This window comes from Streptomyces sp. NPDC048506, assembly GCF_040651315.1.
GTDB lineage: Bacteria > Actinomycetota > Actinomycetes > Streptomycetales > Streptomycetaceae > Streptomyces.
On the sequence record NZ_JBEZIX010000021.1, the window covers coordinates 117,813 to 143,050 of the forward strand.

Genomic DNA, 25,238 nt, shown 5'->3' on the forward strand with positions numbered 1-25,238 from the left:
GAAAACGTCCGTTGCGCGAAATCGACGTCCGAAAGCCGGACGACCGGTGGGGCTATGGGGCGGACGGGGGGATTGCTGCCGTCCTGCCTCCCTCACCCCGTCCTGACCGGCAATCACCCGGGTTGCCCCACACGGTCGTCGCATGTGGGTTGTTGTACGTGAGGCGCCGCACGTGAGGCGTCGCACATGGGTTGTCGCACATGGGTCGTCGCGCGTGGGGAGACGTGGGCCGTCGGCGCGTGCGGGGAACCCGGGTGCCCCCTGTGGTCCCGGCTACCCCACGCTGTCCCGCCAGGCCTGGTGCAGCTCGGCGAAGCGGCCCCGGTCGGATATCAGGTCGCCCGGCGGGCCGTCCTCGACGATCCGGCCGTCGGACATGACCAGCACCCGGTCGGCCGTCTCGACGGTGGACAGCCGATGGGCGATGACCAGGGCCGTGCGGCCCCGCAGCACGGTGTCCATGGCGGCCTGGACGGCCCGCTCGCCGGGGATGTCCAGGGAGCTGGTGGCCTCGTCGAGGATGAGGACGGACGGGTCGGCGAGCAGGGCCCGGGCGAAGCCGACGAGCTGGCGCTGGCCCGCGGAGATCCGGCCACCGCGCTTGCGGACGTCGGTGTCGTAGCCGTCCGGCAGGGCGGCGATGAAGTCATGGGCGCCGATCGCCTTCGCGGCGCGCTCGATCTCCTCGCGGGTGGCGTCCGGGCGGCCGAGGGCGATGTTGTCGGCGACCGTGCCGGAGAACAGGAACGCCTCCTGGGTGACCATGACGACGCCGCGGCGCAGTTCGGCGGTGGACAGCTCGCGCAGATCCACGCCGTCGAGCAGGACCCGGCCCTCCGTGGGGTCGTAGAAGCGGGCCAGCAGCTTGGCGAGAGTGGACTTGCCGGCGCCGGTGGCACCCACCACGGCCACCGTCGTACCGGCCGCCAGGTCCAGGTCGAAGCGGGGCAGCACCTCGCCGCCGGTGCGGTAGCCGAAGCGGACGCCGCGGAAGGAGACCGCACGGCCCGGCCGGGCGGCCGGGAGGGCCGGCAGCGCGGCCGGCGCGGCCGGGTCCGGGACCGAGGGACGCTGGGCCAGCAGACCGGCGATCTTCCGCAGCGAAGCGGCCGCGGATTCATAGGCGTTGAGGAACATCCCCAGCCGGTCGATGGGGTCGTAGAGCCGGCGCAGATAGAGCACCGCGGCGGCCAGCACGCCGAGCGCCAGGCTGTCGGTGGCGACCCGGTACGCGCCCCACAGCACCGTCGCGGCGATGGCGACGTTGGCCACCAGCCGGGAGCCCACGACATAGCGCGCCATCTCCAGGAAGGCGGCGCCGTTGACCCGCTCGTGGCGGTGGTTCACCCGGGCGAACGCGGCGTCGTTGGGCCGTTCGCGGCGGAACGCCTGCACCGGGCGGATGCCGTTGAGGGTCTCGGTGAACCTGACGATGACCTCGGCCATCGCCGTGGACTTCGCGCTGAAGACCCGGTGCGAGCGGCTGCGGTAGGAGCGGACGAGGAGCCACAGCGGCGCTCCGGAGACCACGGCGGCCGCGCCGAAGCCCCAGTCCAGGCCGACCAGGCAGACGGTGATGTAGACCGCCGACAGCACGATCGTCATCAGCTCCTGCAAACCGTCGTCCAGGAGCTCGCGCAGCGCCTCGACGTCGGTGGTCGCGCGGGATATCAGCCGGCCGGAGGTGTAGCGCTCGTGGAAGTCCAGGCTCAGCGCCTGGCCGTGCCGGAAGATCCGGCCGCGCAGGTCGAGCAGCACGTCCTGACTGACCCGGGCGGAGAGCCGGATGAAGCCGAACTGGAGCCCGCCGGACGCCGCGGCGCACAGCGCGGCGGCCACCGCCACGGCGATCAGCGGGCCGTGCTCGCCGGCCCGCAGCGCCGGCACCGCGTGGTCCAGCGCATAGGCGACCAGCAGCGGCCCGGCCTGCACGGCGGCCTGCTGCAACAGCAGGAGGACGGCGACCGCACCCACCCGGCGGCGGTGCGGCGCCAGCAGGGAGAGGAGCAGTGAGCGGGCGGCGCCCTGCGGAGCGGGGAGCCGGTCCCCGGCGAGGGCGTCCGCGGACGCGGTCCGCTGCCGTGGGGGGTGCGGGGGTGCGGTCGGGTGGTTCTCGGGGTCGTCGGACGGCAGGTCGGCCGTGGTGGTGGTCATCGGGCGCCCTCTTCCCCGCCGGACATCAGCGCGGCGTACTCGGGGTTGTCCCGCAGGAGTTGGTGGTGGGTGCCGACGGCCGCTATCCGGCCGCCGGACAGCAGCGCCACCCGGTCGGCGAGCAGGACCGTGGACGGGCGGTGGGCGACGACCAGGGCGGTGGTGGTCGCCAGGACCTGGCGCAGCGCCGCCTCCACCAGGGCCTCGGTGTGCACGTCGAGGGCCGACAGCGGATCGTCGAGGATCAGGAACCGGGGGCGGCCGACGACCGCGCGGGCCAGGGCGAGCCGCTGCCGCTGCCCGCCGGACAGGCTCATCCCCTGCTCGCCGACCTGGGTCGCGCTGCCCTCGGGGAGCGCGTCGACGAATCCGTCGGCCTGCGCCACCTCCAACGCCCGCCGGAGCTCCGCCTCTTGGGCGTTCGCCCCGCCCATCAGGACGTTCTCCGCAGCGGTCGCCGAGAAGAGCGTCGGCTCCTCGAAGGCCACCGCGACCAGTGAGCGGACCTCGTCCCGGCCGATCGTCGCCAGGTCGCGCCCGTCCAGGGTGATCCGGCCACCGGTGGGGTCGTACAGCCGCGGCACCAGCGCCGTGAGCGTGGTCTTCCCGCTGCCCGTCGCCCCGACCAGCGCCATCGTCTCACCGGGCGGTATGTGCAGGGTGACGTCCCTGAGCGTGGGCGGGCTGCCGGGCGGCGCGTCCGGAAAGCGGAACTCGACGCCGAGGAAGGCCAGTCCGGCGCCGCCGTCGTCGTCGCGGCCGGCGCTCTCCTCGGCCCGGACGGTGCTCAGCTCGGCCCGGACGGTGCTCCGCTCGGCGCGGCCGGCGCTCTCGTCGGCCCGGCCGCCGGTCGTGCTGTCGCGGCCGCCGGTCGTGTCGTCGTGGCCGCTGCTCCCGACGCGGTCCGGCCCGCCGCCGTCGGCCACCATCGGCTCGTCCATCACCTCGAAGTAGCGGTCCGTGGCTGTCGCCGCCTCGTTGCTCATGGCCAGCAGGAAGCCGATCGACTCCACCGGCCAGCGCAGCGCCAGCGCGGTCGACAGGAACGCGACGAGCGTGCCCGCGGACAGCGTGCCGTCGGCCACCTGGAGCGTGCCGAGCACCAGGGCGGCGCCGATCGCGATCTCCGGCAGGGCGGTGTTGACCCCCCAGATCCAGGCCAGCAGCCGCGCCTTGCGCAGCTCGGACGTGCGCAGCGTCCGGGTCAGCTCCTTGAAGGCCCGGGCCTGGCTGCGGTGCCGCCCGAAGCCCTTGATGACGCGGATGCCGAGTACCGACTCCTCGACCACCGTCGCCAGATCGCCGAGCTGGTCCTGGGTCCGACGGGCGGCCCGTCCGTACTGCGCCTCGAAGACCGAGCACAGCACCAGCAGCGGCAGCACCGGCGCCAGCAGCACCAGCCCCAGCGACCACCGCTGGACCAGCAGGATCACGCACCCCACCAGGATCGTCACGCCGTTGACCAGCAGGAACGTCAGGGGGAAGGTGAGGAACTGGCGCAGCATCTGGAGATCGGTGGTCCCCCGTGACAGCAACTGGCCGGAGGGCCAGCGGTCGTGGAAGGCGACCGGCAGCCGCTGTAGGCGTCGGTAGAGCGCCGCCCGCATCGCCGCCTCGACCCCGGCCAGCGGGCGCGCCACCAGCCAGCGCCGCAGCCCGAACAGCAGCGCCTCCGCGAGCCCGAGCAACAGCAGGTAGCCGCCGCCCAGCCACACCCCGCCCGGATCGCGCGCCGCGACCGGCCCGTCCACCAGCCACTTGAGCACCAGCGGGATCACCAGGCTGAGGCACGAGGCGATCACCGCCACGAACGCGGCCGTGAACAGCCGTGCCCGCACGGGGCGGACGTACGGCCACAGCCGCAACAGCGAGCGCACTGCGGAGCGTTGGGGTAAGTCGGTGTGGTCGGTCGGGCTGGTCGGGCCGGTCGGGCCGGTGGGGTCGGCGTGGTCGGTCAGGCCGGTCGGGTCGGTGTGGTTGTTCCGGTTGGTTTGATCGGTCGGGTCGGTCCTGTCGGTCTGGTTCGTCTGCGCGGTATCGGCCATCACTCGCGAGCGTAAGGCGCACCACTGACAACGCTCCTGTGGATTTCGGCCGCTTCGTGCGGCCGCCCCGGGCGGTCGTCGCCCGCCGCCACCCGCGCGCCCGGACCGGTCCTCAGCCCGGCACCGCCCGGAACAGCATCACCGACCGCCCCGGCATGGTGAGCGTGCCGCCCGCCGGGTACGCCGGTCCCGACGCCGTCGGCTGCTGCTCCCGGGCGGTGTCGACGAGGAGCTCGTACGACTGCGCCCAGGGCGGGCCGGGGAGGGTGACCGGGCGGGGGCCGGCGGCGGCGTGCAGGACGGCCAGGAAGCTGTCGTCGACGATGCGGATGCCGTGGGCGTCGCGCTGGGAGATGTCGTTCCCGGAGAGGTACATGCCGAGCGTGGCCCCCGGGGTGTACCAGTCCCGTTCGGTCATCTCCGTGCCGTCCGCGGTGAACCAGGCCAGGTCGCGCAGACCGCCCTGCCCGTGCGGGCGCCCGGAGAAGAAGGCGCGGCGGCGGAGCACCGGGTGTGCGCGGCGCAGCGCGATCAGACGGGCGGCCAGGTCGGCCAGCGGGCGCCACCGGGGGTCGTCCAGGAGCGACCAGTCGAGCCAACTGGTGGGGTTGTCCTGGCAGTAGGCGTTGTTGTTGCCGTGCTGGGTGCGGCCCATCTCGTCGCCGGCCACCAGCATCGGCACGCCGGTGGACAGCAGCAGGGTGGTCAGCAGGTTGCGCAGCTGGCGGCGGCGCAGCGCGGTGACCTCGGGGTCGTCGGTCTCGCCCTCGGCGCCGCAGTTCCAGGACCGGTTGTCGTTGCTGCCGTCGCGGTTGTGCTCGCCGTTGTCCGCATTGTGCTTGTGCTCGTAGGTGACCAGGTCGCGGAGGGTGAAGCCGTCGTGCGCGGTGACGAAGTTGACCGAGGCGTACGGCCGGCGACCGCCCCAGGCGTACAGGTCGCTGGATCCCGAGAGCCGGTAGCCCAGATCGCGCACGTCGTGCTGGGCGCCGCGCCAGAAGTCGCGGACGGTGTCGCGGTAGCGGTCGTTCCACTCCGTCCACAGGGGCGGGAAGGCGCCGACCTGATAGCCGCCGGAGCCCACGTCCCAGGGCTCGGCGATCAGCTTGACCCGGCGCAGTACGGGGTCCTGGGCGATCACCGCGAGGAACGGGGAGAGCATGTCGACGTCGTGCATGGAACGGGCCAGCGCGGCGGCCAGGTCGAAGCGGAAGCCGTCCACCCCCATTTCGGTGACCCAGTAGCGCAGCGAATCGGTGATCAGACGCAGCACCTGCGGCTGGACGACGTGCAGGGTGTTGCCACAGCCGGTGTAGTCGGCGTAGCGGCGGGCCTCGCCCGCCAGCCGGTAGTAGCCGCGGTTGTCGATGCCCCGCAGGGAGAGCGTCGGACCCAGCTCGCCGGCCTCCGCGGTGTGGTTGTACACGACGTCCAGGATCACCTCGATGCCGGCGTCGTGCAGCGCCCGCACCATCCGCTTGAACTCGCCGACCTGCTGCCCCCGGGTGCCGGTGGCGGCGTAGCCGGAGTGCGGGGCGAAGTAGCCGATGGAGTTGTAGCCCCAGTAGTTGCGCAGCCCCCGGCGCACCAGGTGGTCCTCGTGCGCGAACTGGTGGACCGGCAGCAGCTCGACGGCGGTGACGCCGAGCCGCACCAGGTGCTCCAGCGCGGCGGGGTGGGCCAGGCCCGCGTAGGTGCCGCGCAGCCGCTCGGGTATGCCCGGGTGACGCATCGTGAAGCCGCGGACGTGCAGCTCGTAGAGGACCGAATCCGGCCAGGGCGTCTTGGGCCGGCGGTCGTCCTGCCACTCGTCCGCGCCGCCCTCGTCCGCGGTGGCCTCGCCGACCACCACGCCCTTGGGGACGTACGCCGCCGAGTCCCGGTCGTCGCGGACCGTGTCGGCGATCTGCTGCTCCGGCCAGTCGCGGACGTGCCCGTAGAGCTGGGCGGGCAGCGCGGATCCGGCGCCGGTCTGCTCGGTCCGGGCGCCGAAGTCGCCGTCCACCGCCCTGGCGTACGGGTCCAGCAGCAGCTTCGCCGGGTTCCAGCGGGCACCGGCCCAGGGGTCCCAGCGGCCGTGCACCCGGTAGCCGTAGCGCTGGCCGGGCCGGACACCGGGCAGGAAGCCGTGCCAGATCTCATGGGTGAGCTCGGTGAGCGCATGGCGCGACTCGCGCTCCGCCTCGTCGAAGAGGCACAGCTCCACGGCCTCCGCGCCGCCCGCCCACAGGGCGAAGTTGGTGCCCGCGACGCCGTCGGGCCCGGTGCGGTACCGGGCTCCCAGGGGCGTCGGACTGCCGGGGTGGATGTCCGCGGGTGGAACACCACGAGGTTCCCGCCCGTCCGCCACCGCCTCCTGCTCGGGTGCGCTCGACACGTGCCGGCCTCCTGCGGCTCATGGCTCGGTCGGGCGGTGTCCGCGCGGTGTCCCGGCCGCGTGTGCGGTTCCGCCCTCCCCGTTGTTCTGCCCGCAACCGGGCGTTGCCGCACGTTTCCCGTCGCGGGGGCTCGCCGTTCCGCTCAGGCCGGCGCGGTGGGCCGTCCGGACCGTGGCGCGGCCGTCCGACGACGTGTCCGCGGCATTCCGTTACGCGACATACCCCTAAATTTAGGAACTATCAGTCACAATCCGGTGTATGACCGCCCATCAGCAGGATCGAACAGGGGACCGAGCCCGGCGCCGCGCACGGCGCGGCCGCTTCGCCCGCGCCGCCGTCGCCGGGCTGGTCGGGGCGGTGGCGCTCACCGGCTGCGCGGACTCGGCCGCGTTCGACGACGGGGGCACCCCGCGCTCCCAGGAGCAGGCCATCCGGATCGTCCCCCACGACGGGGCGCACGGCGTGCGGGCCAACGGGCGGTTCGAGATCCGGGTGCCGGAGGGGCAGCTGGAACGGGTCGCGGTGAGCCGTACCGCGGGCGGCGGCCGATGGCCCGTCACGGGCCGGATCTCCTCGGACGGTCTGGTCTGGCGCCCGGCGCCCGGCCCCCTCCACCTCGGCGCGCGGTACACCGTCGACGTGGTCGCCCGGGACGGTGCCGGCCACCGCTCGTCCCGGCACGCGACCTTCACCACCGCCGCACCCACCCACCACGTCACCGGCCACTTCTCGCCGGAGAGCGACGCCACGGTCGGCACCGGCCTGATCTTCTCGATGACCTTCAACCGGCCGGTCGTCGACCGCGCGGCCGTCGAACGCGCCGTCCGGGTCACCGCCCGGCCCGGTGTCGAGGTCGCCGCCCACTGGTTCGGCCACCGGCGGCTGGACTTCCGGCCCCGCGACCGTTGGCGGCCGGGCACCGAGATCACCGCGCAGGTGCGGCTGCGCGGGGTGCGAACCGGGCCGAACACCTACGGGACGCAGCACCGGACCGTCCACTACCGGGTGGGCCGGGACCAGATCAGCTTCATCGACGCCGCGCGGCACACCCTGACCGTGCAGCGCGACGGCCGGGTGAGGGCGGTGCTGCCGATCACCGCCGGCAACGCCGAGCACCCCACGTACAACGGGCGGATGGTGATCATGGAGCGGCAGTCGGTGACGCGGATGGACGGGCGGACGGTCGGGTTCGGCGGCGAGTACGACATCGCGGACGTCCCGCACGCCATGCGCCTCACCCGGTCCGGCACCTTCCTGCACGGCAACTACTGGGCGCGGCCGCAGGTCTTCGGCGGCAGCAACACCAGTCACGGCTGCGTGGGCCTGAGGGACATCAGAGGTGGCGCCCCCGGCACTCCGGCCGGCTGGTTCTTCGGCCAGTCGATCGTCGGCGACACCGTGGTGGTGCACGACTCCCCGGAACGCACGGTCGCACCCGACAACGGCCTCGGCGGCTGGAACATGCCCTGGGACCAGTGGCGGGCCGGATCGGCGCTGCGCTGAACGGGCGCCGGTGAGCGACCCGGGACACCCGCGCAGTTGGGACTAAACGGTGACATCCGCGGGGAGTTCACTGTCACCGCGGTGTGGTTACCTAACGGCACGTGCGCGGCTGTTCGCAGCGGCGTGCGGGGGTCCGCGGGCCGTGCGAGGGGGAAAGGGGCCAGTCGTGAACGTCCAGCCGAATCCGGGGGTGTCGGCTCGCCGGCATCGATGGCCGCACCGGAGCAACGGTCCGCTCGCGCTGCTGCTCGGCGCCGTGCTGCTGCTGGTCAGCGCGTGCGGTGGCGATGACGGCGACGGCCGGAAGTCGTCCGGCACGACGGGCGGCGACAAGGCCGCCTCCCAGGCCGCGGTGGTGATCGCGCCCAAGGACGGCGCGGACGGCGTCGCCACCAGCGGCGCGCTGAAGGTGACCGCCCGCCAGGGCCGGCTCACGTCCGTCAAGGTCAAGGACGGCAAGGGCAACGAGGTCGACGGGAAGATATCCGGCGACGGCGCCGTGTGGCGGCCGCGCGGCCATCTGGGCGCCTCGACCAAGTACACCGTCGACGCCATCGCGGTGGACGGCCGCGGCCGGGAGGCGGCCGAGCACTCCGCCTTCACCACGCTCGTCCCCAAGAACACCTTCATCGGGGTGTACGGCCCCGAGAACGGCCAGCAGGTCGGCGTCGGGATGCCGGTCTCGATCCACTTCACCCGCGGCATCACGGACCCCAAGGCCGTCGAGGACGCCATCAAGGTCAGCGCCGAGCCCCGGGTCCCGGTCGAGGGCCACTGGTTCGGCAACGACCGCCTCGACTTCCGCCCCGAGAAGTACTGGGCACCCGGCACCAAGGTCACCCTGAAGCTCGACCTCGACGGTGTGGAGGGCCGGCCGGGCGTCTACGGGACCCAGGCCAAGGAGGTGTCGTTCACCGTCGGCCGCAGCCAGGTGAGCACGGTCGACGCCCGGTCCAAGCAGATGACGGTGGTCCGCGACGGCAAGAAGATCAAGACCATCCCGATCACCTCCGGCGCGCCGGGCACCGAGACGTACAACGGCACCATGGTCATCAGCGAGAAGCACCTCGTGACGCGGATGAACGGGGACACGGTCGGCTTCGGCGGCGAGTACGACATCAAGGACGTCCCCCATGCGATGCGGCTGAGCGCGTCCGGCACGTTCATCCACGGCAACTACTGGTCGGGCCGGTCGACCTTCGGCACGCGCAACGCCAGCCACGGCTGCGTGGGGCTGTTCGACCAGCGCGGCGGCGGTGACGGCTCCACCCCGGCGGCGTGGTTCTTCCGGAACTCGATCGTCGGCGATGTGGTGATCGTCAAGAACTCGCACGACGAAACGATCCAGCCCGACAACGGGTTCAGCGACTGGAACCTGTCCTGGGCGCAGTGGAAGGCCGCGCGCTAGCGGGACAACTCTCAAGAGGTGACCCGTCAGGCGCCGCCGGACGGCCGGAAAACGGGTGGGCCCGGTGCACTGTGACACAGCGCACCGGGCCCACCGCCGTTAACGCGTACTAACCTTCCGGCATGACTGTGCATCTTGAGGTCGCCGACGGCGTCGGCACCATCCGCCTGGACCGCCCGCCGATGAACGCGCTGGACATCGCCACCCAGGACCGGCTGCGCGAGCTGGCCGAGGAGATCACCCGCCGCGACGACGTGCGCGCCGTCGTCGTCTGGGGCGGCGAGAAGGTCTTCGCGGCCGGCGCGGACATCAAGGAAATGCAGGCCATGGACCACGCGGCCATGGTCGTGCGCGCCAAGGCACTCCAGGACTCGTTCACCGCCGTCGCCCGGATCCCCAAGCCCGTGGTGGCCGCGGTCACCGGCTATGCGCTCGGCGGTGGCTGCGAGTTGGCGCTCTGCGCCGACTTCCGGATCGCGGCCGACAACGCCAAGCTCGGCCAGCCGGAGATCCTGCTGGGTCTGATCCCGGGCGCCGGTGGCACCCAGCGGCTGGCGCGCCTGGTGGGCCCCTCCAAGGCCAAGGACCTGATCTTCACCGGCCGTCATGTGAAGGCCGAAGAGGCGCTCGCCATCGGCCTGGTGGACCGGGTGGTCCCGGCCGCCGAGGTCTACGAGCAGGCGCACGCCTGGGCGGCCCGGCTGGCCTCCGGCCCCGCGCTCGCCCTGCGCGCCGCGAAGGAGTCCGTCGACGCCGGGCTGGAGACCGACATCGACACCGGGCTGACGGTCGAACGCAACTGGTTCGCGGGGCTGTTCGCGACCGAGGACCGGGAGATCGGCATGCGCAGCTTCGTCGAGGAGGGCCCGGGGAAGGCCAAGTTCCGCTGAGACGGCTGGGGTTGCCGGGGTGTCTGAGGTTTGGCCGGGACCCGATGCCTCGTGCGGGCGAATTGCGCAATACTTAACTGCGCCTTAAGGCAGCCTTGTTGACACCCCGGGTCGGCCATTCACACGGCAGGTGTCGTCGCAGGTCAGCGCCGTCCTCCCGGAACCTTAAATGTCGGTGGCATATGTCGTGCGGGGGGTTCGGAACCGGCGATTCCGGGCAACGGATTCCGCCGGTTCCGCCCCCGTGACCGGCAAGTAGCAGCCATGATGGGGGGCATGGCGGGCCTCGAAGGAATGGAGCAGCCGCGGCCGCGGAGCGATCCGGCCGCCGCGCGGTGGGGCATCCACGGTGACCTCCCCGATGCGGACCGGAGACCGTCCCTGGCGCCCTGCGGCCCGGTGTCCGCGGCACTCGACCTGGTCGGCGACCCGACCCTCGGCGAGGTCCGGCTGCCCTCCCGTCCCCAGTCCGCCGGCATCGCCCGCCGGCTGACCGCCTCGGTGCTCCTGAAGCAGTGGTCCCTGACGCCGCAGCTCGCCGAGCACGCCGTACTGCTCGTCTCCGAGCTCGTCGGCAACGCCGTACGCCACACCGGCGCTCGGACCTTCGGGCTGCGGATGCTCCGCCGCCGTGGCTGGATCCGGATCGAGGTGCGCGACCCGTCTCGCGGCCTGCCCTGTCTCATGCCCGTCCAGGAAATGGACACCAGCGGTCGGGGCCTCTTCCTCGTCGACACGCTCTCCGACCGCTGGGGCGTGGATCTGCTGCCCCGCGGCAAGACGACCTGGATCGAGATGCGGGTCGCCGACCGCTGACGTCCGCAGCGCGCACCGTCCCCGTACGCCGGCGGGCGCGCCGTTCCCGCGGCGATGATCCGTAGGATGGGTTGTTCATGCTCGCGGCGGAGACGGAGAGGAGGGCCATGCACCACGTGCGCCGATCGGCCGCGTTGACGCTGCTGCTCCTCCTCGCCGTCGCCTTCGGACCGCTGCTGTGCCGTACCGGGGGCGACCACGCCTGGGCGGCGACGTCCGCGGCGCCGTCCGCGGCGACGGGGACGGCGACGGGGACGCAGGACGCCGAGAACGGACGGAGCACGGTGGGCCCGGCGAGCGGGGACGCCGAGCAGGCCGCCCCGCGGCTCGCCACCGCCGCCCCGGTCGCCGAGGCGCACGCGCCCAAGCGGTGCTCGGACCGGAACGGACCCGGACCCGACGAGTCCGCCCCGCCGCCCGCCCCGCACCGCGCCGAGCACCTGGCCCCCGCGACCACCGGTCCGGGCCCGCTCGCCGCCGACCTGCCCGCCCAGCACGCGCTCGCCCGACCCCCCACCCGCGGCGGGCACCACACCGACCACCCCACGCTCCTGTCCGTACTGCGGATGTAGGCCGCTGCCCCGACGCACCCGGCCCGACCCCTCCCTTTCGTACGTCTGGAGCTTCCGCATGCCCACCTCCGCTTCTCCCACCCGCAAACTGGCCGCCGTCGGCGCGGTCATCGCCCTCGTCGTGGCCGTGATCGCCCTCGGCATCGCCGTCGGCAAGGCCGTCGAGGGCGGCCGCGACACCGGCCGTGACACCGGCGCGCCCGAGGCCGCCGGCTCCGCCGCGCCGCAGGAGGACGCCGCCCAGCAGAAGGCGTTCGACGCCATCGCCCGGCAGACCAGTCGGCGCCAGGACGGTGACCCGCTCGCCGTCGGCAAGAAGGACGCCCCGGTGGTGCTCGTCGAGTACGCCGACTACCAGTGCTCGTTCTGCGGGCGCTTCACCCGTGAGACCCAGCCCGAGCTGATCAAGAAGTACGTCGACGCGGGCACCCTGCGCATCGAGTTCCGCAACTTCCCGGTCTTCGGCGCCGACTCCGAGCGGGCCGCCCGCGCCTCCTGGGCCGCCGGTCGGCAGGGCCGGTTCTGGCAGCTGCACGAGGAGCTCTACGCCAAGACCCGCAAGGGCGACGCGCTGGCCGAGGACAAGCTCGTCGAGCTGGCCCGGGCCGGCGGCGTGCCGGACATCGAGAAGTTCCGCACGGACCTGAAGAGCGCGGACGCCGAGCGGGCGCTGAAGAAGGACCAGGACGAGGGCTACCGGCTCGGTGTGCAGTCCACGCCGTCCTTCCTGGTCAACGGCCGTCCGGTGGCCGGGGCGCAGCCCACCGCGGTCTTCGCGCAGGCCATCGACGACGCCGCGGCCCAGGCGCGGGCGAAGGGCGCGGGGGCCGGCAAGTGACCACCGACATCGGCTACCTCGCGGCGTTCCTGGGCGGCGCGCTCGCCCTGGTCAGCCCGTGCAGCGCACTGCTGTTGCCGGCGTTCTTCGCCTACTCCCTCGCCAGTCCGGGCCGACTGCTGGCCCGCACCGGGGTGTTCTACCTGGGGCTGGCCACCACCCTGGTGCCGCTCGGCGTGGCCAGTACGGCGGCCAGCCGGCTGTTCAACGGCCACCGCGACCTGCTGATCACCGTCGGCGGCTGGGTCGTCATCGCGATGGGTCTGGCACAGATCCTGGGCCTCGGCTTCGCCTCCCGCCGCGCCCAGGCGGCAGCGGCCAGGATCACCCCGCGCTCGGCCGTCTCCACGTTCCTCCTCGGCTGCGTCTACGGGCTGGCCGGCTTCTGCGCGGGACCGATCCTCGGCGCGGTGCTGACGGTGACGGCGGTCAGCGGCAATCCCGTCCACGGGGCCTCGATGCTCGCCGTGTACGCGCTGGGCATGGCGCTGCCGCTGTTCGTCCTCGCGCTGCTGTGGGACCGCTTCCGGCTCGGCACCCGGGGCTGGCTGCGCGGCCGGGAACTCACCCTCGGCCCGCTGCGGCTGCACACCACCTCGCTGCTGTCCGGGCTGTTCTTCCTCGGCATCGGCGTGCTCTTCCTGCGCTTCAACGGCACCAGCGCGCTGCCCGGCATCCTCGACGCGGACCGCGAGACCCGGGTCGAGGAGTGGGTGGCCCACGTTGGCAGCGCCATTCCGGACACCGTGCTGATCGCGGTGGCCGCGCTGGTCGTCGCGGGGGTGCTGGGCAGGGTCGCGCTACGGCCGGAACGGCGCCCGAAGGGCGGGAAGGACCTCTAGAAACCGCCCCGCCCAGCCACGGGGCTTCCCGATCTCCGTGGCTTCAGGGGGCGTCCGCGCGGTGCCGCCGACCGGCCCGTCAGGCGTTGAGCCGGCGCCGCCAGCGCGGATGCGGTCGGGCGTGCGGCCGGACGTGCGGATGGTGGGCGTCGGCCCGGCGCCGGCGGTCGTTGCAGAGCAGGCACTTGCCGTAGCCCGGCGGGAGGGGGTCCTCCGGGTCGCCGTGGAGCGGGTCGACCGCGCCGTGCGGATGGAGCGCGCAGCCGGTCGGGCCGGTCTCCGCCCCCAGCGAGCTGGCGGCGGTCAGCGCCTGGCGCAGCACGTCGACGAGCTGGTCCGCGCCCTGCCGGGTCGGTGCGGACGTCAGGGCGGTGGCAAGGTCGGAGGCGGTGGTCAGCGCGGACCGGAGTTCGCGCAGCTGTGGGTCACCCATGTCGTGGAGCGTAGGGGGACCCACTGACAGTTGATCTTCCGATCGAGCTTCGCGGCTACCCATGGGCAGATGCATGCCCGCTCACGCGCACGATTGCGCACCGGTTCGATGACGGTCCCCTTACTGGACCATGACAAGCAGGTGCCGGGGGCCGACGGACCGGGGCGCTCCATGACCGGACGGACCGTCCGGGGCCGGGGAGCGCCCCGTCCCCGGTCACGGTGCGATCGGCAGGGCCCGCTTGTGCTCGGTGAGCCGGTAGCGGCGGACGATGGCCTCGAAGGCGGCCGGGTCGACCGGCTCGCCCTCCAGGAAGTCGTCGATCTGGTCGTAGGTCACCCCGAGCGCGTCCTCGTCGGGCTTGCCCGGGTCGAGGGTCTCCAGGTCGGCCGTCGGCACCTTCGTGACCAGCTCCTTCGGGGCGCCGAGCGCCGCGGCCACGGCCCGCACCCGGCGCTTGGTGAGCCCGGTGAGCGGCACGACGTCGGCCGCACCGTCACCGAACTTGGTGAAGAAGCCGGAGACCGCCTCGGCCGCGTGGTCGGTGCCCACGACCAGGCCGTCCTGGGCACCCGCGACCGCGTACTGCGCGATCATGCGCTGCCGCGCCTTGATGTTGCCGTGGACGAAGTCCTGGTGGTGGGCGTCGCGGAAGGTGAGCCCGCCGTCCACCGCGGCCGAGAGCGCCGCATCGCTCGCCGGGCGGACGTCGACGGTCAGCTCACGGTCGGCCCGGATGAACTCCAGTGCCCGCCGGGCGTCCTTCTCGTCCGCCTGGACGCCGTACGGCAGCCGCATCGCGTAGAACGTCGCCTCGTGGCCGGCGGCCCGGACCCGCTCCACGGCCAGCTGGCAGAGCCGGCCGGTGGTCGTGGAGTCGACCCCGCCGCTGATCCCCAGGACCAGCGAGCGCAGGCCGGTGGAGGTCAGCCGGTCTGTGAGGAACGCCACCCGGCGCTCGATCTCCTGCTCGGCGTCGAAGGACGCGGTCACCTGGAGATCCCGGGCGATCTCCTGTTGCAGGGCCTTGGACGCCGGGTCGGTCACGGCTTCTCCTTGTGTTCTCTCGCCGCGTGGGGCGGTGCGGACGGCGGTACGGACCGGCAGGCGTCACGCGCTGTTCCCGGGGCGCGTACGCGGTGTGCGGACCAGCCGTACGCGCGGTTCCCGGAGGCGCGAGGACGCGTGCCGGGGGAAACCTTATGCCGGGTGCGCCCATTTCTTGAGGGCGGCCTTGTTGGAGAAGTCCGCGACGTCCTTGTCCAGCGGCTGGTCGGTGTACTGGTGGATGCGCCACTTCGCCTTGATCCGCGGATGTCCGGCGGTGACGTAGTCGGCGATCCACAGGCCGTCCGCGGCGTAGGACGTGGTGTCGTGGTTGAGCCAGAAATCGCGGTTGCAGTAGAGCATCACCCGGTGCGTGGGGCGCAGCTTCTTCACCTCGACCAGGAACTGGTCCTTCTGCGCATTGCTGGCGTACGTCCCGTCGCCGGTGCGCTCCCAGTCGCAGGCCAGGATGTCGCCCTGGACCGATGCGCACTTCTCGACGAAATACCGTGCCTGCGCGGCGATATTCCCCGGCCACAGAAAGTGGTAGAAACCGACCACGCAGCCGGCTTTACGGGCCTTCGCCGCCTGCGCGTTCTGGTGCGGATTGATGTAGGAGCGGCCTTCGGTGGCCTTGACGAAAACGAAGTCCAGCCCTTCGGTGGAATACGAGGTGTTGTAGGAGCTGACATCGACACCGTGCAGCATGAACGGCCTCCTGCTCGGTCGGACCTGCGGATTCGAAGCGTCAACTGCTCGAACTGTCAATTGCGTTGCAAGGTGTTCCGAGGCGCCCGGCGTGTTCCCTCGGCGTTCCGTACCGTGCGGGCGCCCCGTGTGGAGCGGTTTCGTTCCGGTGCGTTCCAGCAGTTCAGCATGTTCGCTACCAGAGACGCCAGATCGATGCCGGGAAGTTCCTTGCTCCGCAGGCATGGTGAGGAATAGTCAGACGTTCGACCGAAGGCGGGTCCGGTCTCGCGGACCGGACCGGCCCCGCCGTTCCTGGGGCGCCGCGGGTGTTCGCCGAGGTGTTCGTTGGGGTGTTCGCCAGGTGCCCCTAGCGCCGCAGCGCCCGGCGCGCGAGGCCCCGTGCGAGGGCCCGTGCGCGGGCCCGGGTCCGGCCCGCGGTGCGCCGCCAGGCCCGGCTCGTCCGCGTCGACCGCAGTTCCCGGAAGAGGAGGTCGTAGCGCTCGGCGATCGGCTCCGGGTCGTAGCGGCGGGCGCTCGCCACCGCGGCCTCGGCCATCGTCCGGCGGCGCTCGGGGTCCTCGATGAGGTCGAGCAGACCGGCGGCCAGCGCCCGGCCGTCGCCGGCCGGCACCAGCAGCCCGTCCACGCCGTCCTCGATGATCTCGGCCGGGCCGAGCGGGCAGTCGGTGCTGACGACCGGCACCCCGCAGCGCATCGCCTCGACGAGGGTCATGCCGAACGACTCGGCGTCCGAGGCCGACGCCACGATCGACGCCTTGACGAACTCCGCCTCGATCGGTGAGCGCGGCCCGGTCAGCTCCGCCCGCCCGCTCAGCCCCAGCCCGTCGATCAACCCCTGGAGCCGCTCCCGTTCGGCGCCGCCGCCGTGTATCCGCAGCCGCCAGTCGGGGTGCTTGACGGTGACCGCGGAGAACGCCTCGATCAGCAGGTCGAAGCGCTTGCCGCGGACCAGCCGGCCGGCCGCGGAGATCACCTTCGCGGTGCCCGGGGAAGGCGGGCCGGCCGGTGCGGGCACGATGTTCGGCACCGCCAGGACCCGTACGCCGGGCAGCGGCATCCGTCTGCGGTAGACCGCGGCGTCCGCCTCGGTGGTGGTGACCAGGGCGTCCAACGTCCGGTAGTAGCGGGCGAGTTCGGCCCGCAGCTGCTTGCCGTGCGCATCGTGGCGGAGGTGCTCCTGGGCGATCCGCAGGGCCCGGCGGGGGCCGAAGCGGGCCAGGTAGACGTTGATGCCGGGCCGGGTGCCGATCAGCACGTCGGCGTCGGTGGTGCGCAGGAACTCCGCGGCCCGGACGTCGATCAGCCGGTTGTACTGGTGGTGCCGCTTCTCGGTGAGCGGGAAGTCCCGGGCGGGCTCGCCGAACCGCGGATCCGCCATGTCCTCGCTGCCGACCCGGGTGTCCACCAGCGGTACCAACCGCACCCTGGGGTCCACCGTGAACCGCGGGACCTCGCGGTGCCGCATCATCGAGACGATCTCGACCTCGTGCCGGTCGGCGAGCGCCGCGGCGAGGTTGAAGGTCGTGCGGATGGTGCCGCCGATGGCGTAGGCGTTGTGCAGCAGGAGGGTGATCTTCATACGGTGTCGCGTCTTCCCGAGTGCCCAGTCGAAGCGACCGGCTGGGACCGCTGCCGCGGACGGGGCGCCGCGACCGGCCCGTCCGGCACCGCGCCACCGTGTCGGCACGGGGTAAGCCGAGGGCGTGGCCGGGGTGAGAGCGAGGTAAGAACCCTCGGTGAGAGCCGGGTAAGAAAGCCGCCGCCGGACCGTCCACCCCCCGCCGCACCGCGGTGGCCTTGGCAGACTTGCCGGGTGACCTATGCCGTACTGCTCGCCGAGGACGACCGTCCCATCCGCACCGCGCTGGAGCGCGCCCTGACCCTGGAGGGGTACCGGGTCACCGCCGTCGCCGACGGCATCCAGGCGCTCGCCGCCGCCCACCGCGAGCGGCCGGACGTGATCCTGCTGGACGTGATGATGCCGGGCATCGACGGGCTCCAGGTGTGCCAGGTGCTGCGGGCCGAGCAGGACCGCACCCCGATCCTGATGCTGACCGCACGGGTCGAGACGGCCGACCGGATCGCCGGGCTGGACGCCGGGGCGGACGACTACGTGGTCAAGCCGTTCGACGTCGAGGAGGTCTTCGCCCGGCTGCGGGCGCTGCTGCGCCGGACGACGGCGCCCGCGGACGGCGGAATCGGAGGCGGTGACACCGGAGGCGGTGACACCGGAGGCGGTGACACCGGCGCCGAGGGAGGCGGCGGCGGGGAGTACGGCGCTGGGTTCGAGGCCCGACTGGCGGACAGCAGCCTCGTCGAGGCCGCGGACCTGCGGATCGACGGCCTCTCCCGCCGTGCCTGGCGCGGTGAGCGCGAGCTGGAGCTCACCCGCACCGAGTTCGAACTCCTGCTGCTGCTCGCCCGGAACGCCGGGATCGTCCTCGACCACTCGACGATCTACGACCGGATCTGGGGGTACGACTTCGGCCCGGGCTCCAAGAACCTCGCGGTCTACGTCGGCTACCTGCGCCGCAAGGTCGACGTCCCCGGCAGCCGCCCGCTGATCCACACGGTGCGCGGCGTCGGCTACGTCCTGCGGGAGGACTGAGATGCCCGGGCCCCGCAACGGCGACGGACCCACCGGGCCCCGCGCCCGCCGTGGCCGCCCGCTGCGCGCCCGGATGCGTTCGTGGCTGCGCTCCTGTCGGCGCGGGGGCCGGGCGGCCTGGCTGCGCACCCGGAGACCGGCCAGTCTGCGCACCGCCTTCGCGGTGGCCTTCGCCGTCGGAGCCGCGGCGGTGACCGTGCTCGTCGGCTTCCTCAGCTACGACGCCGCCGCCCGGCTGGTACGGGTGGACGAGAAGTCGGTGTTCTCCGAGGTCGTGCGCGACCTGCGGACCCAGGTCCAGGAGCAGCCGTTCAGGCCCGGCGACTACGCGAGCTCCGACCCCGACCACGACGGGCCGCGCGACGACCTGACCCGGCCCACCCGTACCGACGTGCAGATCCTGGGCGCCGGGGGCCGGATCGTCGAGCTGGGCCGCCCGGCCCTGCCGGTCGGCGCCACCGAGCGCCGGATCGCCACCGACGCGCAGGCCGGCCGGCTCGCGGAGCGGGAGGCGGACATCGGCGACGGGGAGTACCACGTCGCCACGGTCGCGCTGGGCGGCGGGCGCGGCGCGGTCCAGGTCGCGCAGCGGTTCAGCGAGACCGAGGACCTGCTCTCCGCGCTCCAACAGCGCACCGCGCTGCTGGCCGCCGCGGTGATCGCGCTGGCCGGAGCGGGCGGCTGGTGGCTGGCGCGCCGGATCACCGGCCGGCTGGTCCGGCTGACCTCGGTCGCCGAGAACGTGGCGGAGCACGGCCGGTTGGACGTCCCGGTCCCGGTGGCCGGCCGCGACGAGGTCGCCCGCCTCGGGCGGGCCTTCGACGACATGCTCGGGCGGCTGGCCAGCGCCGTCCAGGACCAGCAGCGCCTCGTCCAGGACGCCGGCCACGAGCTGCGCACCCCGCTCACCTCGCTCCGGACGAACATCTCGCTGCTCAAGCGGTTCGACGACCTTCCGCCGGAGGCCCGCGAGGAACTGCTCGCCGATCTGACGGGCGAGGCACGGGAGCTCAGCGACCTGGTCAACGAGCTGGTCGCGCTGGCCGCCGGACAGGGCGACGACCCGCTGGCCGAGGTGGACCTGGCCGAGGTCGCGGAGAAGGCGGCCGCTTCGGCGCGCCGCCGCACCGGCCGCGAGATCGCCGTCCGCACCGTCCGGCCGGCCGTGGTCGAGGGGCGGCCCGCGGCGCTGAACCGGGCGCTGACCAACCTGCTGGAGAACGCCGCCAAGTTCGACGCCGGTGGGACGGAGCCGATCGAGGTCGTGGTCACCGGCGCGCGCATCGAGGTCCTCGACCGCGGCCCCGGTATCGCGGAGGCCGACCTCACCCGGGTCTTCGACCGCTTCTACCGGGCGCCGGCCGCCCGCGGCCTGCCCGGCTCCGGCCTCGGCCTGGCCATCGTCCGGGAGATCGCCACCGCCCACGGCGGTCACGCCTTCGCCGCCCCTCGCCCGGGCGGCGGCGCCACCCTGGGCTTCACGGTGGGCAGGGGGAAGGGCGCGGGAGCCGGCAGGGAGGCCGGCACGGGTACCGGAGCGGGGACCGGCACGGGCGGTTGAGGCGGGCTCGGGCGAGAGGGCTCGGGCCAGGCGGCACTGGGCCGCTCCTCCGACTCCTCCGGATTCCTTCCGGCTCCCTCGGATTCCTTCCGGCTCCCTCGGATTCCCTCGGAAGTTTCGCCCTCCGCCCTCGGAAATACCGCCCCGCCCGCCGCGTTGTGGCCCGCAAGGGGCCCGCCCGTCCCCTACGGGATGTGTTCGCCCAACCCCGAGGAGCGCCTCGGGGAGCCCCCTAACGCCCCGCCTCCCCCTGCGCCACCTCCACCGTTTCGTGCAGGTCCGCCGCGGCGTCCAGGGCGCTGGCCGCGGAGAAGGCGATGCAGCCGAGCAGGGCCGCGGCGATCAGATGGCGGCCGCGGAAGCCGGTCCGCACCGCGGAGTGGTCGGCCGTCCGGTCGGTGGACAGCAGGGCGGCGACCCGACGGGGCACCGGGCCCGCCGTCGCGGCGAGGACGCTGCGGGGGCGGGACGGCGCCGGGGCGTGCGGCCGGGCGGCCAGCGCGGCGCGGCCGATGGCGCGGGCGGTGACCCGGCGGTCGCCCACCTGGGACGCCGCGACCTCGTCGGCCCAGCGCTCCAGGGCGTACGCCAGCGGAGCGCGCAGCGCGCGGAGCAGCGGATGGCAGGCCGAGGCCAGCGCGACCGTGAGCAGGAAGAGGTGGTGCCGGCCGGTGAGATGGGCCCGTTCATGGGCGAACAGCGCCTCCCGCTCGGCCGGCGGCAGCGCCCGCAGCATCCCCGCCGTGACCACCACCCGGCCCGGGCGGCCCGGCAGGGCGTACGCGTCCGGGGCGGAGTCGGGCAGGACGACGAGGTCGCCGGAGGCCGGGTGCCCGTCGGCGTCGCTCCGGGCGGTGCGCAGTTCGGCGCGGTGCCGGCCGGCACTCCGGACGACGGCCGTGGCACAGCCGACGAGCAGGCCGCCGGCCACGCACGCCGCGGTGACGGCGACGGCCGGATCACCGCCGAGCAGCGGCAGGGAGAGGTGGCCCAGCGCGGCGACGGGGGGCAACCGCAGCGCCCCGGCGGTCAGCAGCAGGCCGAGCGCCGCCGTCGTGCAGCCGGCGAGGAGGGCGGCGCAGCCGGTCAGCAGCCAGGCCGCGGCGCGGGGCGGCAGCGACTCCGCCAGCCGGCGCGCGGCCGGCACCGCGAGCAGCGGCACCAGCAACGGGATCCAGACGGCGACGATCACGGAGCGGCTCCCGGACCGGACCGTGGGCCGGTCCCCGGCGTCCCGTGCGTCCCCGGCGCGCCCGGGGCGCCGTCCTCCGCTCCGTCCAGGAGGGAGCGCAGCAACTGCTCGTCCTCGTCGGTGAGCTGGGAGACGAAACGGGCCAGGGCGGTGCCGCGGTCGTCCTGCTTGTCGAGCTCGCTGCGCATCCGCCGGGCGGTCAGCCCCGCCGAGTCCTGTATCGGGGAGTACGCGAAGCCGCGGCCGGCTCTGGAGCGGGAGACCGCGCCCTTGTCGTGCAGCCGGGACAGGATCGTGGTGACGGTCGTGCGGGCCAGTCGGCCGCCCAGCGCGCTCTGCACCTCGGCGGGGCTCAGCGGTGCGTCGGCCGCCCAGAGCGCCGCGAGCACGCTCGCCTCCAACTCGCCGGAGGGGCGCCGCTGCATGGGTGAGGTCTCCGACATGGAACGCCCTTCATCCGATCGTCGTCTACAGTTCCGTAGACCGTCTACTCGACTGTAGTCGGTCGGGTCGGCCGTCCGGCAGGCCCGCAACCCATTATGGGAGGGCCCACCGACATGGTCGTAGCCGTCGCATCGACGCAGGTGACGGGGCACGTGCCCGGTCTCGCCCAGGCCATCGACGTGCTCGACGCCGGCTCGCTGCTGGCCGCCTTCGGCGCCCTGGGCGTCGCCGTCGTGCTGTTCGCCGAGACCGGGCTGTTGGTCGGCTTCTTCCTGCCCGGCGACTCCCTGCTGTTCACCGCCGGACTGCTGTGCGCCCCGGGCGCCGGCGGCGCCGTGCACCTGGCGCTGGGGCAGGTCCTCATCGCCGCCGCGGTCGGCACGCTCGCCGGGTCCCAGACCGGCTACTGGATCGGCCGGCGCGGCGGCCGCAGCCTGTTGGCCCGCAGCCGCGCCCGGAAGCTGCACGAGGGCGCCGCCCGCGCCGAGGAGTACCTGACCCGCTACGGCCACGCCAAGGCCATCGTGCTCGCCCGCTTCGTCCCCGTCGTGCGCACCGTCCTCAACCCGCTTGCCGGCGCCCTGAACGTGCCCGCCCGGACCTTCACCCGCTGGCAGATCACCGGCGGCCTGCTCTGGACCCTCGGCCTCACCCTCGCCGGCTACGGCCTGGGCGCCTCGGTACCCAACGTCGACCGCTACCTGCTGCCGACGGTCGCACTCGTGGTCCTGGTCTCGCTGACCCCGCTCGGCGTCGAACTGCTCCGCTCCCGCCGGCGCCCGGCGGCGGGAACGGAGCACGTCGACGCCACCACGCCACCCGGCACGTGATGCCCGCACCCGTACCACCACACCCCCACCGGCAGCGGCGCGGCACCCGGCCGGCCGCCAAGGAGCACCCGTGAACCCTCTCGCCTTCGGCGGAGCCTCGATGGACGGCGGCGCATACGCCTTCCTCACCGACCTCGCCCGCCACACCCCGCACGGCGTGAACCTGCTCATCGCGTCCTGGAGCGACTACGGCCTCGCCCTCTTCGCCGGGCTGATGCTGCTCGGCTGGTGGCGGGCCCGGCACGGCGACTCCGCCGCGGTGGCGCGGGCGCTGGCCGCCCCCGTCGTCGTGGTCGCCGCCTTCGTCCTCGACGACCTGGTCAAGAGCGTCTTCGACGAGCAGCGGCCCTGCCTGACGCTGCACACCGTCACCGTCGAGGCCTGCCCGGGGCCCGGGGACTGGTCGTTCCCCAGCAACCACTCCGCGATCGCCGCGGCCGCCGCGGTCGCCCTGTTCCTGTGCGACCGCCAGCTCGGTCGGATCGCCGTCCCCGCCGCGCTCCTGATGGGCGCCTCACGCGTCTGGATCGGCGTGCACTACCCACACGACGTGGCGGTCGGCCTGGTCGTCGGCGCGCTCGTCGCCTGGTGGCTCACTCCGCTCGCCGGCCGCGCGGCCCCTCTCGTCGACCGGATCCGCGGCGGCTGGCTGCGCCCCCTGGTGGCCGCGCGGTGACGGTGTCGGGGGAGGAGCCCGGCGCGACGGGGCCGGAACCGCGGCCGGCGGCCGACCGGCGGTCCGCACCGGCCGGCTCGCGCCGCGCCGCCGGCCCGCTGCTCGTCCTCGCCGCGGTCTGCGCCGCGCTGTTCGCCGCGCTGGCCATCACCGTCTCCGTGCGGCACGGTGTCCCGCTGGCCCCCGAACGGGCCGCCCACCACTGGTCCGTGGCACACCGCGGGGAGCCCTTGCTGTCACTGGCCCGCGCGCTCACGGCCACCGGGACCGGTGTCGTCCCGTACCTGATGGCGGTGCTCGCCGGTCTGCTGGCCGGTCGCGGCGCCCCCGGTCGGCTGCGCGCGGTGCTCTGCGCGGTGGCCGTTCTCGCCACGGGCCAGGCGATCCGCTACGGCCTGATGGTGCTGGTCGCCCGCCCCCGCCCACCGGTCGCCGACTGGGTCGGCCACGCCTCCGGCTGCTCCTTCCCCTCCGGCCACACCACCACCTCGGCGCTGGCGGCCGGCATCCTCGCCTGGGGCATCGCCCGTCGCGCCCGCCCCGCCGTGGCCCGCACCTGCTGGGCGGTGCTCGCGCTCTGGGCGGTCGGTGTCGGCCTCACCCGCGTCTACCTGGGCGTCCACTGGCCCGGCGACGTGCTCGCCGGCTGGCTGCTGGCCACCGCCCTGCTCGCCCTGGCGCTGCTGCTGGAGCCGTACGCCGTCCCCCGCCCTGACCTTCGCCCGGACCCCCGCCGGGCACCCCCTACGGGCGGACATTCCCATGAATAGCTGACGATCGGATCAGGTCTTCACCAAGGGGGCATGGACGCCGCCCGCACCGAGCAGCACTGTCCTGTGCACCGGACCGTAGCGATTCCGCCACGGACAGCGCACGACTCATGGCCCGAACACCGCACCGCCAGGGGGAGACTGCGCATGAACCAGCCGCTCGACGCTTCCACCCCGTCCCCGACGGCCGGCCCGGAGCCGGCACCGTCTGCCGCCCTCCACCGCCGTTGCCCGGCCGCGGCGGCCAAGGACCCCACCCCGTGCGAGGGACCGCACGACGCCGCCACCATCGTCGACCGCCACGGCAGGGAGGTCGCGGGCTGTGTCCAGCACTGCGCCCGCCTCCTGGCCGGCCTCGAAGGCGCCCGCGTCCACCCCTTCGTCCCCGCGAACCAGGCCCTGGAGGTCTACTCCCGGGCCCGTGAACTCCCGCCCTTCGCCTGGGAGATCGGCAGGTAGCCGCCCGCCGCGGAGCCGTCGGTCCCCCCCCACGGCCGACGGCGTTGCGGGCCATGCGCGGCGCGCTTTCCACGCAGGGATACCCACGTTCCGTCGAGACGCGGCCTCGCGGAGTCAGACCTTGACGATGCGGACGCCGGGTCCGCACAGCATGAGGAGGTCCTCGGGGTCCGACGTCAGGACGGTCACGGGGGCGGGCGAGGCGAGTGCGGTGGCGGTCACGATGGCGTCGATGGCGTACGTGTGGCCGTGCAGGCCGGCAGCGGCCAGGAGCTTGCTGGCGTGGCGGGCGATGGCTTCGCCGGGGGGAACGATGTTCACGCGGGAGACGGCGTGGTCGAAGCGGGCCTGGTTGGTTCTGGGGTCGCGGGCTTCGACGAGCGTCACCGAGCTGGTGACGACGCGGATGTCCTCCGCTTCGGCCGCGGCGAGCCATTCGGTGAGTTCGGGTGTGCGCCGCACGAGCTTGGACAGGCCTTCGCAGTCCAGGACGAGCGTGCCGCTCACGCGGCGTCCGCCGAGCCGGCCGTGTCACCGCGCAGGATGGCTCGCTTGGTCTCGACCGCTACCTGGTCCACCGGGCCGTGTTCGGCTTCGGCGTCTTCGATGAGTTCGCGCAGCCGGTCCCGCTCCAGCTGGCGCTGGATGAGGGCTTCGACGTAGGCGGACATGCCCCGTTTGCCGGTCCGTGCTTTGAGGGCGGCGATGGTGCCTTCGTGGAGGGAGACGGACACCGGACGGACGGGGCCTTCGCCGGGAGCGGAGGAGGTGGCCATGGATCCACTTTAACAAAACTCTTGTTATTGGGTGGGCGCCTTCCGCGCCCGGGCCCAGGGACCCTTCAGGGACTTTTGCGACTGTTCCCAGGGAGTCTCCAGGGACGGTTCCGCCACGTGGGCAGGGCAGGCCCTGACAGCGCCGAAAGAGGCAAATGCGCTGGTCAGGGCCTACAACCGGCCTACAAGCTCAGCATTCGATGATGTTGACGGCGAGGCCGCCGCGGGCGGTCTCCTTGTATTTGACGCTCATGTCGGCGCCGGTGTCCTTCATGGTCTTGATGA

24 protein-coding genes are annotated in these 25,238 nt (G+C 73.5%); 13 read left to right on the forward strand and 11 right to left on the reverse strand.

Annotation, left to right across the window (positions count from 1 at the left end; translation table 11 throughout):
* Nucleotides 1-273: 273 nt before the first annotated feature.
* The 3 genes from AB0C96_RS19165 to glgX form a co-directional block, all read right to left on the reverse strand.
* Entirely contained in the window at nt 274-2,154 is a 1,881-nt protein-coding gene (locus tag AB0C96_RS19165; RefSeq protein WP_362918830.1) for an ABC transporter ATP-binding protein, read from the reverse strand.
* Complete coding sequence (locus AB0C96_RS19170) at nt 2,151-4,199, reverse strand: ABC transporter ATP-binding protein (RefSeq protein ID WP_362918831.1); 2,049 nt, start codon at nt 4,197-4,199, stop codon at nt 2,151-2,153. The genes AB0C96_RS19165 and AB0C96_RS19170 overlap by 4 nt, the downstream gene beginning before the upstream one ends.
* A 112-nt stretch (nt 4,200-4,311) precedes the next feature.
* Nucleotides 4,312-6,576: a glycogen debranching protein GlgX gene (gene glgX, locus AB0C96_RS19175; RefSeq protein ID WP_362918832.1), complete on the reverse strand. Its 2,265-nt coding sequence runs from the start codon at nt 6,574-6,576 to the stop codon at nt 4,312-4,314.
* A gap of 259 nt (nt 6,577-6,835) precedes the next feature.
* Between glgX and AB0C96_RS19180 the strand changes: the two genes are divergently transcribed.
* The 7 genes from AB0C96_RS19180 to AB0C96_RS19210 all read left to right on the forward strand — a co-directional run bounded on the left by AB0C96_RS19180 (nt 6,836) and on the right by AB0C96_RS19210 (nt 13,446).
* Nucleotides 6,836-8,080 carry an Ig-like domain-containing protein gene (locus AB0C96_RS19180; protein ID WP_362918833.1) on the forward strand — a complete coding sequence of 415 codons (1,245 nt, stop codon included), beginning with the start codon at nt 6,836-6,838 and terminating at the stop codon, nt 8,078-8,080.
* Nucleotides 8,081-8,270: 190 nt separating this feature from the next.
* Complete coding sequence (locus AB0C96_RS19185; protein ID WP_362918857.1) at nt 8,271-9,488, forward strand: Ig-like domain-containing protein; 1,218 nt, start codon at nt 8,271-8,273, stop codon at nt 9,486-9,488.
* Between the two features lie 122 nt (nt 9,489-9,610).
* Nucleotides 9,611-10,378: an enoyl-CoA hydratase-related protein gene (locus AB0C96_RS19190; RefSeq protein WP_362918834.1), complete on the forward strand. Its 768-nt coding sequence runs from the start codon at nt 9,611-9,613 to the stop codon at nt 10,376-10,378.
* 264 nt (nt 10,379-10,642) lie between these two features.
* Nucleotides 10,643-11,194 (forward strand): ATP-binding protein, encoded by a 552-nt coding sequence (locus AB0C96_RS19195; RefSeq protein ID WP_362918835.1) that lies wholly within the window; start codon nt 10,643-10,645, stop codon nt 11,192-11,194.
* A 107-nt stretch (nt 11,195-11,301) separates the two neighbouring features.
* Nucleotides 11,302-11,766 (forward strand): hypothetical protein, encoded by a 465-nt coding sequence (locus AB0C96_RS19200; protein WP_362918836.1) that lies wholly within the window; start codon nt 11,302-11,304, stop codon nt 11,764-11,766.
* Nucleotides 11,767-11,824: 58 nt separating this feature from the next.
* Nucleotides 11,825-12,604 (forward strand): DsbA family protein, encoded by a 780-nt coding sequence (locus AB0C96_RS19205; protein ID WP_362918837.1) that lies wholly within the window; start codon nt 11,825-11,827, stop codon nt 12,602-12,604.
* Nucleotides 12,601-13,446, forward strand: a complete 846-nt coding sequence (locus AB0C96_RS19210; protein WP_362918838.1) for a cytochrome c biogenesis CcdA family protein — start codon at nt 12,601-12,603, stop codon at nt 13,444-13,446. Before AB0C96_RS19205 ends, AB0C96_RS19210 begins: the two co-directional genes overlap by 4 nt.
* 79 nt (nt 13,447-13,525) lie before the next feature.
* On the opposite strand, the gene AB0C96_RS19215 is transcribed toward AB0C96_RS19210, so the two are convergent.
* The 4 genes from AB0C96_RS19215 to AB0C96_RS19230 form a co-directional block, all read right to left on the reverse strand.
* The gene (locus tag AB0C96_RS19215) at nt 13,526-13,879 is read right to left on the reverse strand and encodes a hypothetical protein (RefSeq protein WP_362918839.1); all 354 of its coding nucleotides are present in this window, start codon (nt 13,877-13,879) and stop codon (nt 13,526-13,528) included.
* A 216-nt stretch (nt 13,880-14,095) separates the two neighbouring features.
* Complete coding sequence (nadE, locus tag AB0C96_RS19220) at nt 14,096-14,926, reverse strand: ammonia-dependent NAD(+) synthetase (protein WP_362918840.1); 831 nt, start codon at nt 14,924-14,926, stop codon at nt 14,096-14,098.
* A gap of 153 nt (nt 14,927-15,079) precedes the next feature.
* On the reverse strand, nt 15,080-15,634 hold the full coding sequence (locus AB0C96_RS19225) for a GH25 family lysozyme (protein ID WP_362918841.1): 555 nt from the start codon (nt 15,632-15,634) through the stop codon (nt 15,080-15,082).
* A gap of 349 nt (nt 15,635-15,983) precedes the next feature.
* The gene (locus tag AB0C96_RS19230) at nt 15,984-17,216 is read right to left on the reverse strand and encodes a glycosyltransferase family 4 protein (RefSeq protein ID WP_362918842.1); all 1,233 of its coding nucleotides are present in this window, start codon (nt 17,214-17,216) and stop codon (nt 15,984-15,986) included.
* Nucleotides 17,217-17,450: 234 nt separating this feature from the next.
* On the opposite strand from AB0C96_RS19230, the gene AB0C96_RS19235 reads away from it, so the two are divergent.
* The gene (locus tag AB0C96_RS19235) at nt 17,451-18,245 is read left to right on the forward strand and encodes a response regulator transcription factor (protein WP_362918843.1); all 795 of its coding nucleotides are present in this window, start codon (nt 17,451-17,453) and stop codon (nt 18,243-18,245) included.
* 1 nt (nt 18,246) lies between these two features.
* The gene (locus AB0C96_RS19240; RefSeq protein ID WP_362918844.1) at nt 18,247-19,806 is read left to right on the forward strand and encodes a HAMP domain-containing sensor histidine kinase; all 1,560 of its coding nucleotides are present in this window, start codon (nt 18,247-18,249) and stop codon (nt 19,804-19,806) included.
* A 232-nt stretch (nt 19,807-20,038) separates the two neighbouring features.
* Here the strand turns inward: AB0C96_RS19240 and AB0C96_RS19245 are convergent, their stop codons facing one another.
* Together AB0C96_RS19245 and AB0C96_RS19250 are read right to left on the reverse strand one after the other, a co-directional pair.
* Nucleotides 20,039-20,998, reverse strand: a complete 960-nt coding sequence (locus AB0C96_RS19245) for a M56 family metallopeptidase (protein ID WP_362918845.1) — start codon at nt 20,996-20,998, stop codon at nt 20,039-20,041.
* A complete protein-coding gene (locus tag AB0C96_RS19250; protein WP_362918846.1) occupies nt 20,995-21,441 on the reverse strand; it encodes a BlaI/MecI/CopY family transcriptional regulator in 447 nt (148 codons plus the stop codon). Before AB0C96_RS19250 ends, AB0C96_RS19245 begins: the two co-directional genes overlap by 4 nt.
* Nucleotides 21,442-21,555: 114 nt before the next feature.
* Here AB0C96_RS19250 and AB0C96_RS19255 point away from each other — a divergent pair, with 114 nt between their 5' ends.
* The 4 genes from AB0C96_RS19255 (at nt 21,556) to AB0C96_RS19270 (ending at nt 24,177) form a co-directional block, all read left to right on the forward strand.
* Complete coding sequence (locus AB0C96_RS19255; protein ID WP_362918847.1) at nt 21,556-22,272, forward strand: DedA family protein; 717 nt, start codon at nt 21,556-21,558, stop codon at nt 22,270-22,272.
* A 70-nt stretch (nt 22,273-22,342) separates the two neighbouring features.
* Nucleotides 22,343-22,948 carry a phosphatase PAP2 family protein gene (locus AB0C96_RS19260; protein ID WP_362918848.1) on the forward strand — a complete coding sequence of 202 codons (606 nt, stop codon included), beginning with the start codon at nt 22,343-22,345 and terminating at the stop codon, nt 22,946-22,948.
* The gene (locus tag AB0C96_RS19265; protein WP_362918849.1) at nt 22,945-23,718 is read left to right on the forward strand and encodes a phosphatase PAP2 family protein; all 774 of its coding nucleotides are present in this window, start codon (nt 22,945-22,947) and stop codon (nt 23,716-23,718) included. The genes AB0C96_RS19260 and AB0C96_RS19265 overlap by 4 nt, the downstream gene beginning before the upstream one ends.
* A 147-nt stretch (nt 23,719-23,865) precedes the next feature.
* A complete protein-coding gene (locus AB0C96_RS19270; RefSeq protein ID WP_362918850.1) occupies nt 23,866-24,177 on the forward strand; it encodes a hypothetical protein in 312 nt (103 codons plus the stop codon).
* Nucleotides 24,178-24,291: 114 nt separating this feature from the next.
* On the opposite strand, the gene AB0C96_RS19275 is transcribed toward AB0C96_RS19270, so the two are convergent.
* Both AB0C96_RS19275 and AB0C96_RS19280 read right to left on the reverse strand, forming a co-directional pair.
* A complete protein-coding gene (locus tag AB0C96_RS19275; RefSeq protein ID WP_362918851.1) occupies nt 24,292-24,684 on the reverse strand; it encodes a PIN domain-containing protein in 393 nt (130 codons plus the stop codon).
* Nucleotides 24,681-24,953, reverse strand: a complete 273-nt coding sequence (locus AB0C96_RS19280; RefSeq protein WP_362918852.1) for a hypothetical protein — start codon at nt 24,951-24,953, stop codon at nt 24,681-24,683. The genes AB0C96_RS19275 and AB0C96_RS19280 overlap by 4 nt, the downstream gene beginning before the upstream one ends.
* Nucleotides 24,954-25,238 lie beyond the last annotated feature (285 nt).

Bases quoted from the DNA above. Each gene is read 5' to 3' on its own strand.
- AB0C96_RS19165 (WP_362918830.1), bottom strand. From the start codon at position 2,154: ATGACCACCACCACGGCCGACCTGCCGTCCGACGACCCCGAGAACCAC.
- AB0C96_RS19170 (WP_362918831.1), bottom strand. From the start codon at position 4,199: ATGGCCGATACCGCGCAGACGAACCAGACCGACAGGACCGACCCGACC.
- AB0C96_RS19180 (WP_362918833.1), top strand. From the start codon at position 6,836: ATGACCGCCCATCAGCAGGATCGAACAGGGGACCGAGCCCGGCGCCGC.
- AB0C96_RS19190 (WP_362918834.1), top strand. From the start codon at position 9,611: ATGACTGTGCATCTTGAGGTCGCCGACGGCGTCGGCACCATCCGCCTG.
- AB0C96_RS19195 (WP_362918835.1), top strand. From the start codon at position 10,643: ATGATGGGGGGCATGGCGGGCCTCGAAGGAATGGAGCAGCCGCGGCCG.
- AB0C96_RS19200 (WP_362918836.1), top strand. From the start codon at position 11,302: ATGCACCACGTGCGCCGATCGGCCGCGTTGACGCTGCTGCTCCTCCTC.
- AB0C96_RS19205 (WP_362918837.1), top strand. From the start codon at position 11,825: ATGCCCACCTCCGCTTCTCCCACCCGCAAACTGGCCGCCGTCGGCGCG.
- AB0C96_RS19215 (WP_362918839.1), bottom strand. From the start codon at position 13,879: ATGGGTGACCCACAGCTGCGCGAACTCCGGTCCGCGCTGACCACCGCC.
- AB0C96_RS19225 (WP_362918841.1), bottom strand. From the start codon at position 15,634: ATGCTGCACGGTGTCGATGTCAGCTCCTACAACACCTCGTATTCCACC.
- AB0C96_RS19230 (WP_362918842.1), bottom strand. From the start codon at position 17,216: ATGAAGATCACCCTCCTGCTGCACAACGCCTACGCCATCGGCGGCACC.
- AB0C96_RS19240 (WP_362918844.1), top strand. From the start codon at position 18,247: ATGCCCGGGCCCCGCAACGGCGACGGACCCACCGGGCCCCGCGCCCGC.
- AB0C96_RS19250 (WP_362918846.1), bottom strand. From the start codon at position 21,441: ATGTCGGAGACCTCACCCATGCAGCGGCGCCCCTCCGGCGAGTTGGAG.
- AB0C96_RS19255 (WP_362918847.1), top strand. From the start codon at position 21,556: ATGGTCGTAGCCGTCGCATCGACGCAGGTGACGGGGCACGTGCCCGGT.
- AB0C96_RS19270 (WP_362918850.1), top strand. From the start codon at position 23,866: ATGAACCAGCCGCTCGACGCTTCCACCCCGTCCCCGACGGCCGGCCCG.
- AB0C96_RS19280 (WP_362918852.1), bottom strand. From the start codon at position 24,953: ATGGCCACCTCCTCCGCTCCCGGCGAAGGCCCCGTCCGTCCGGTGTCC.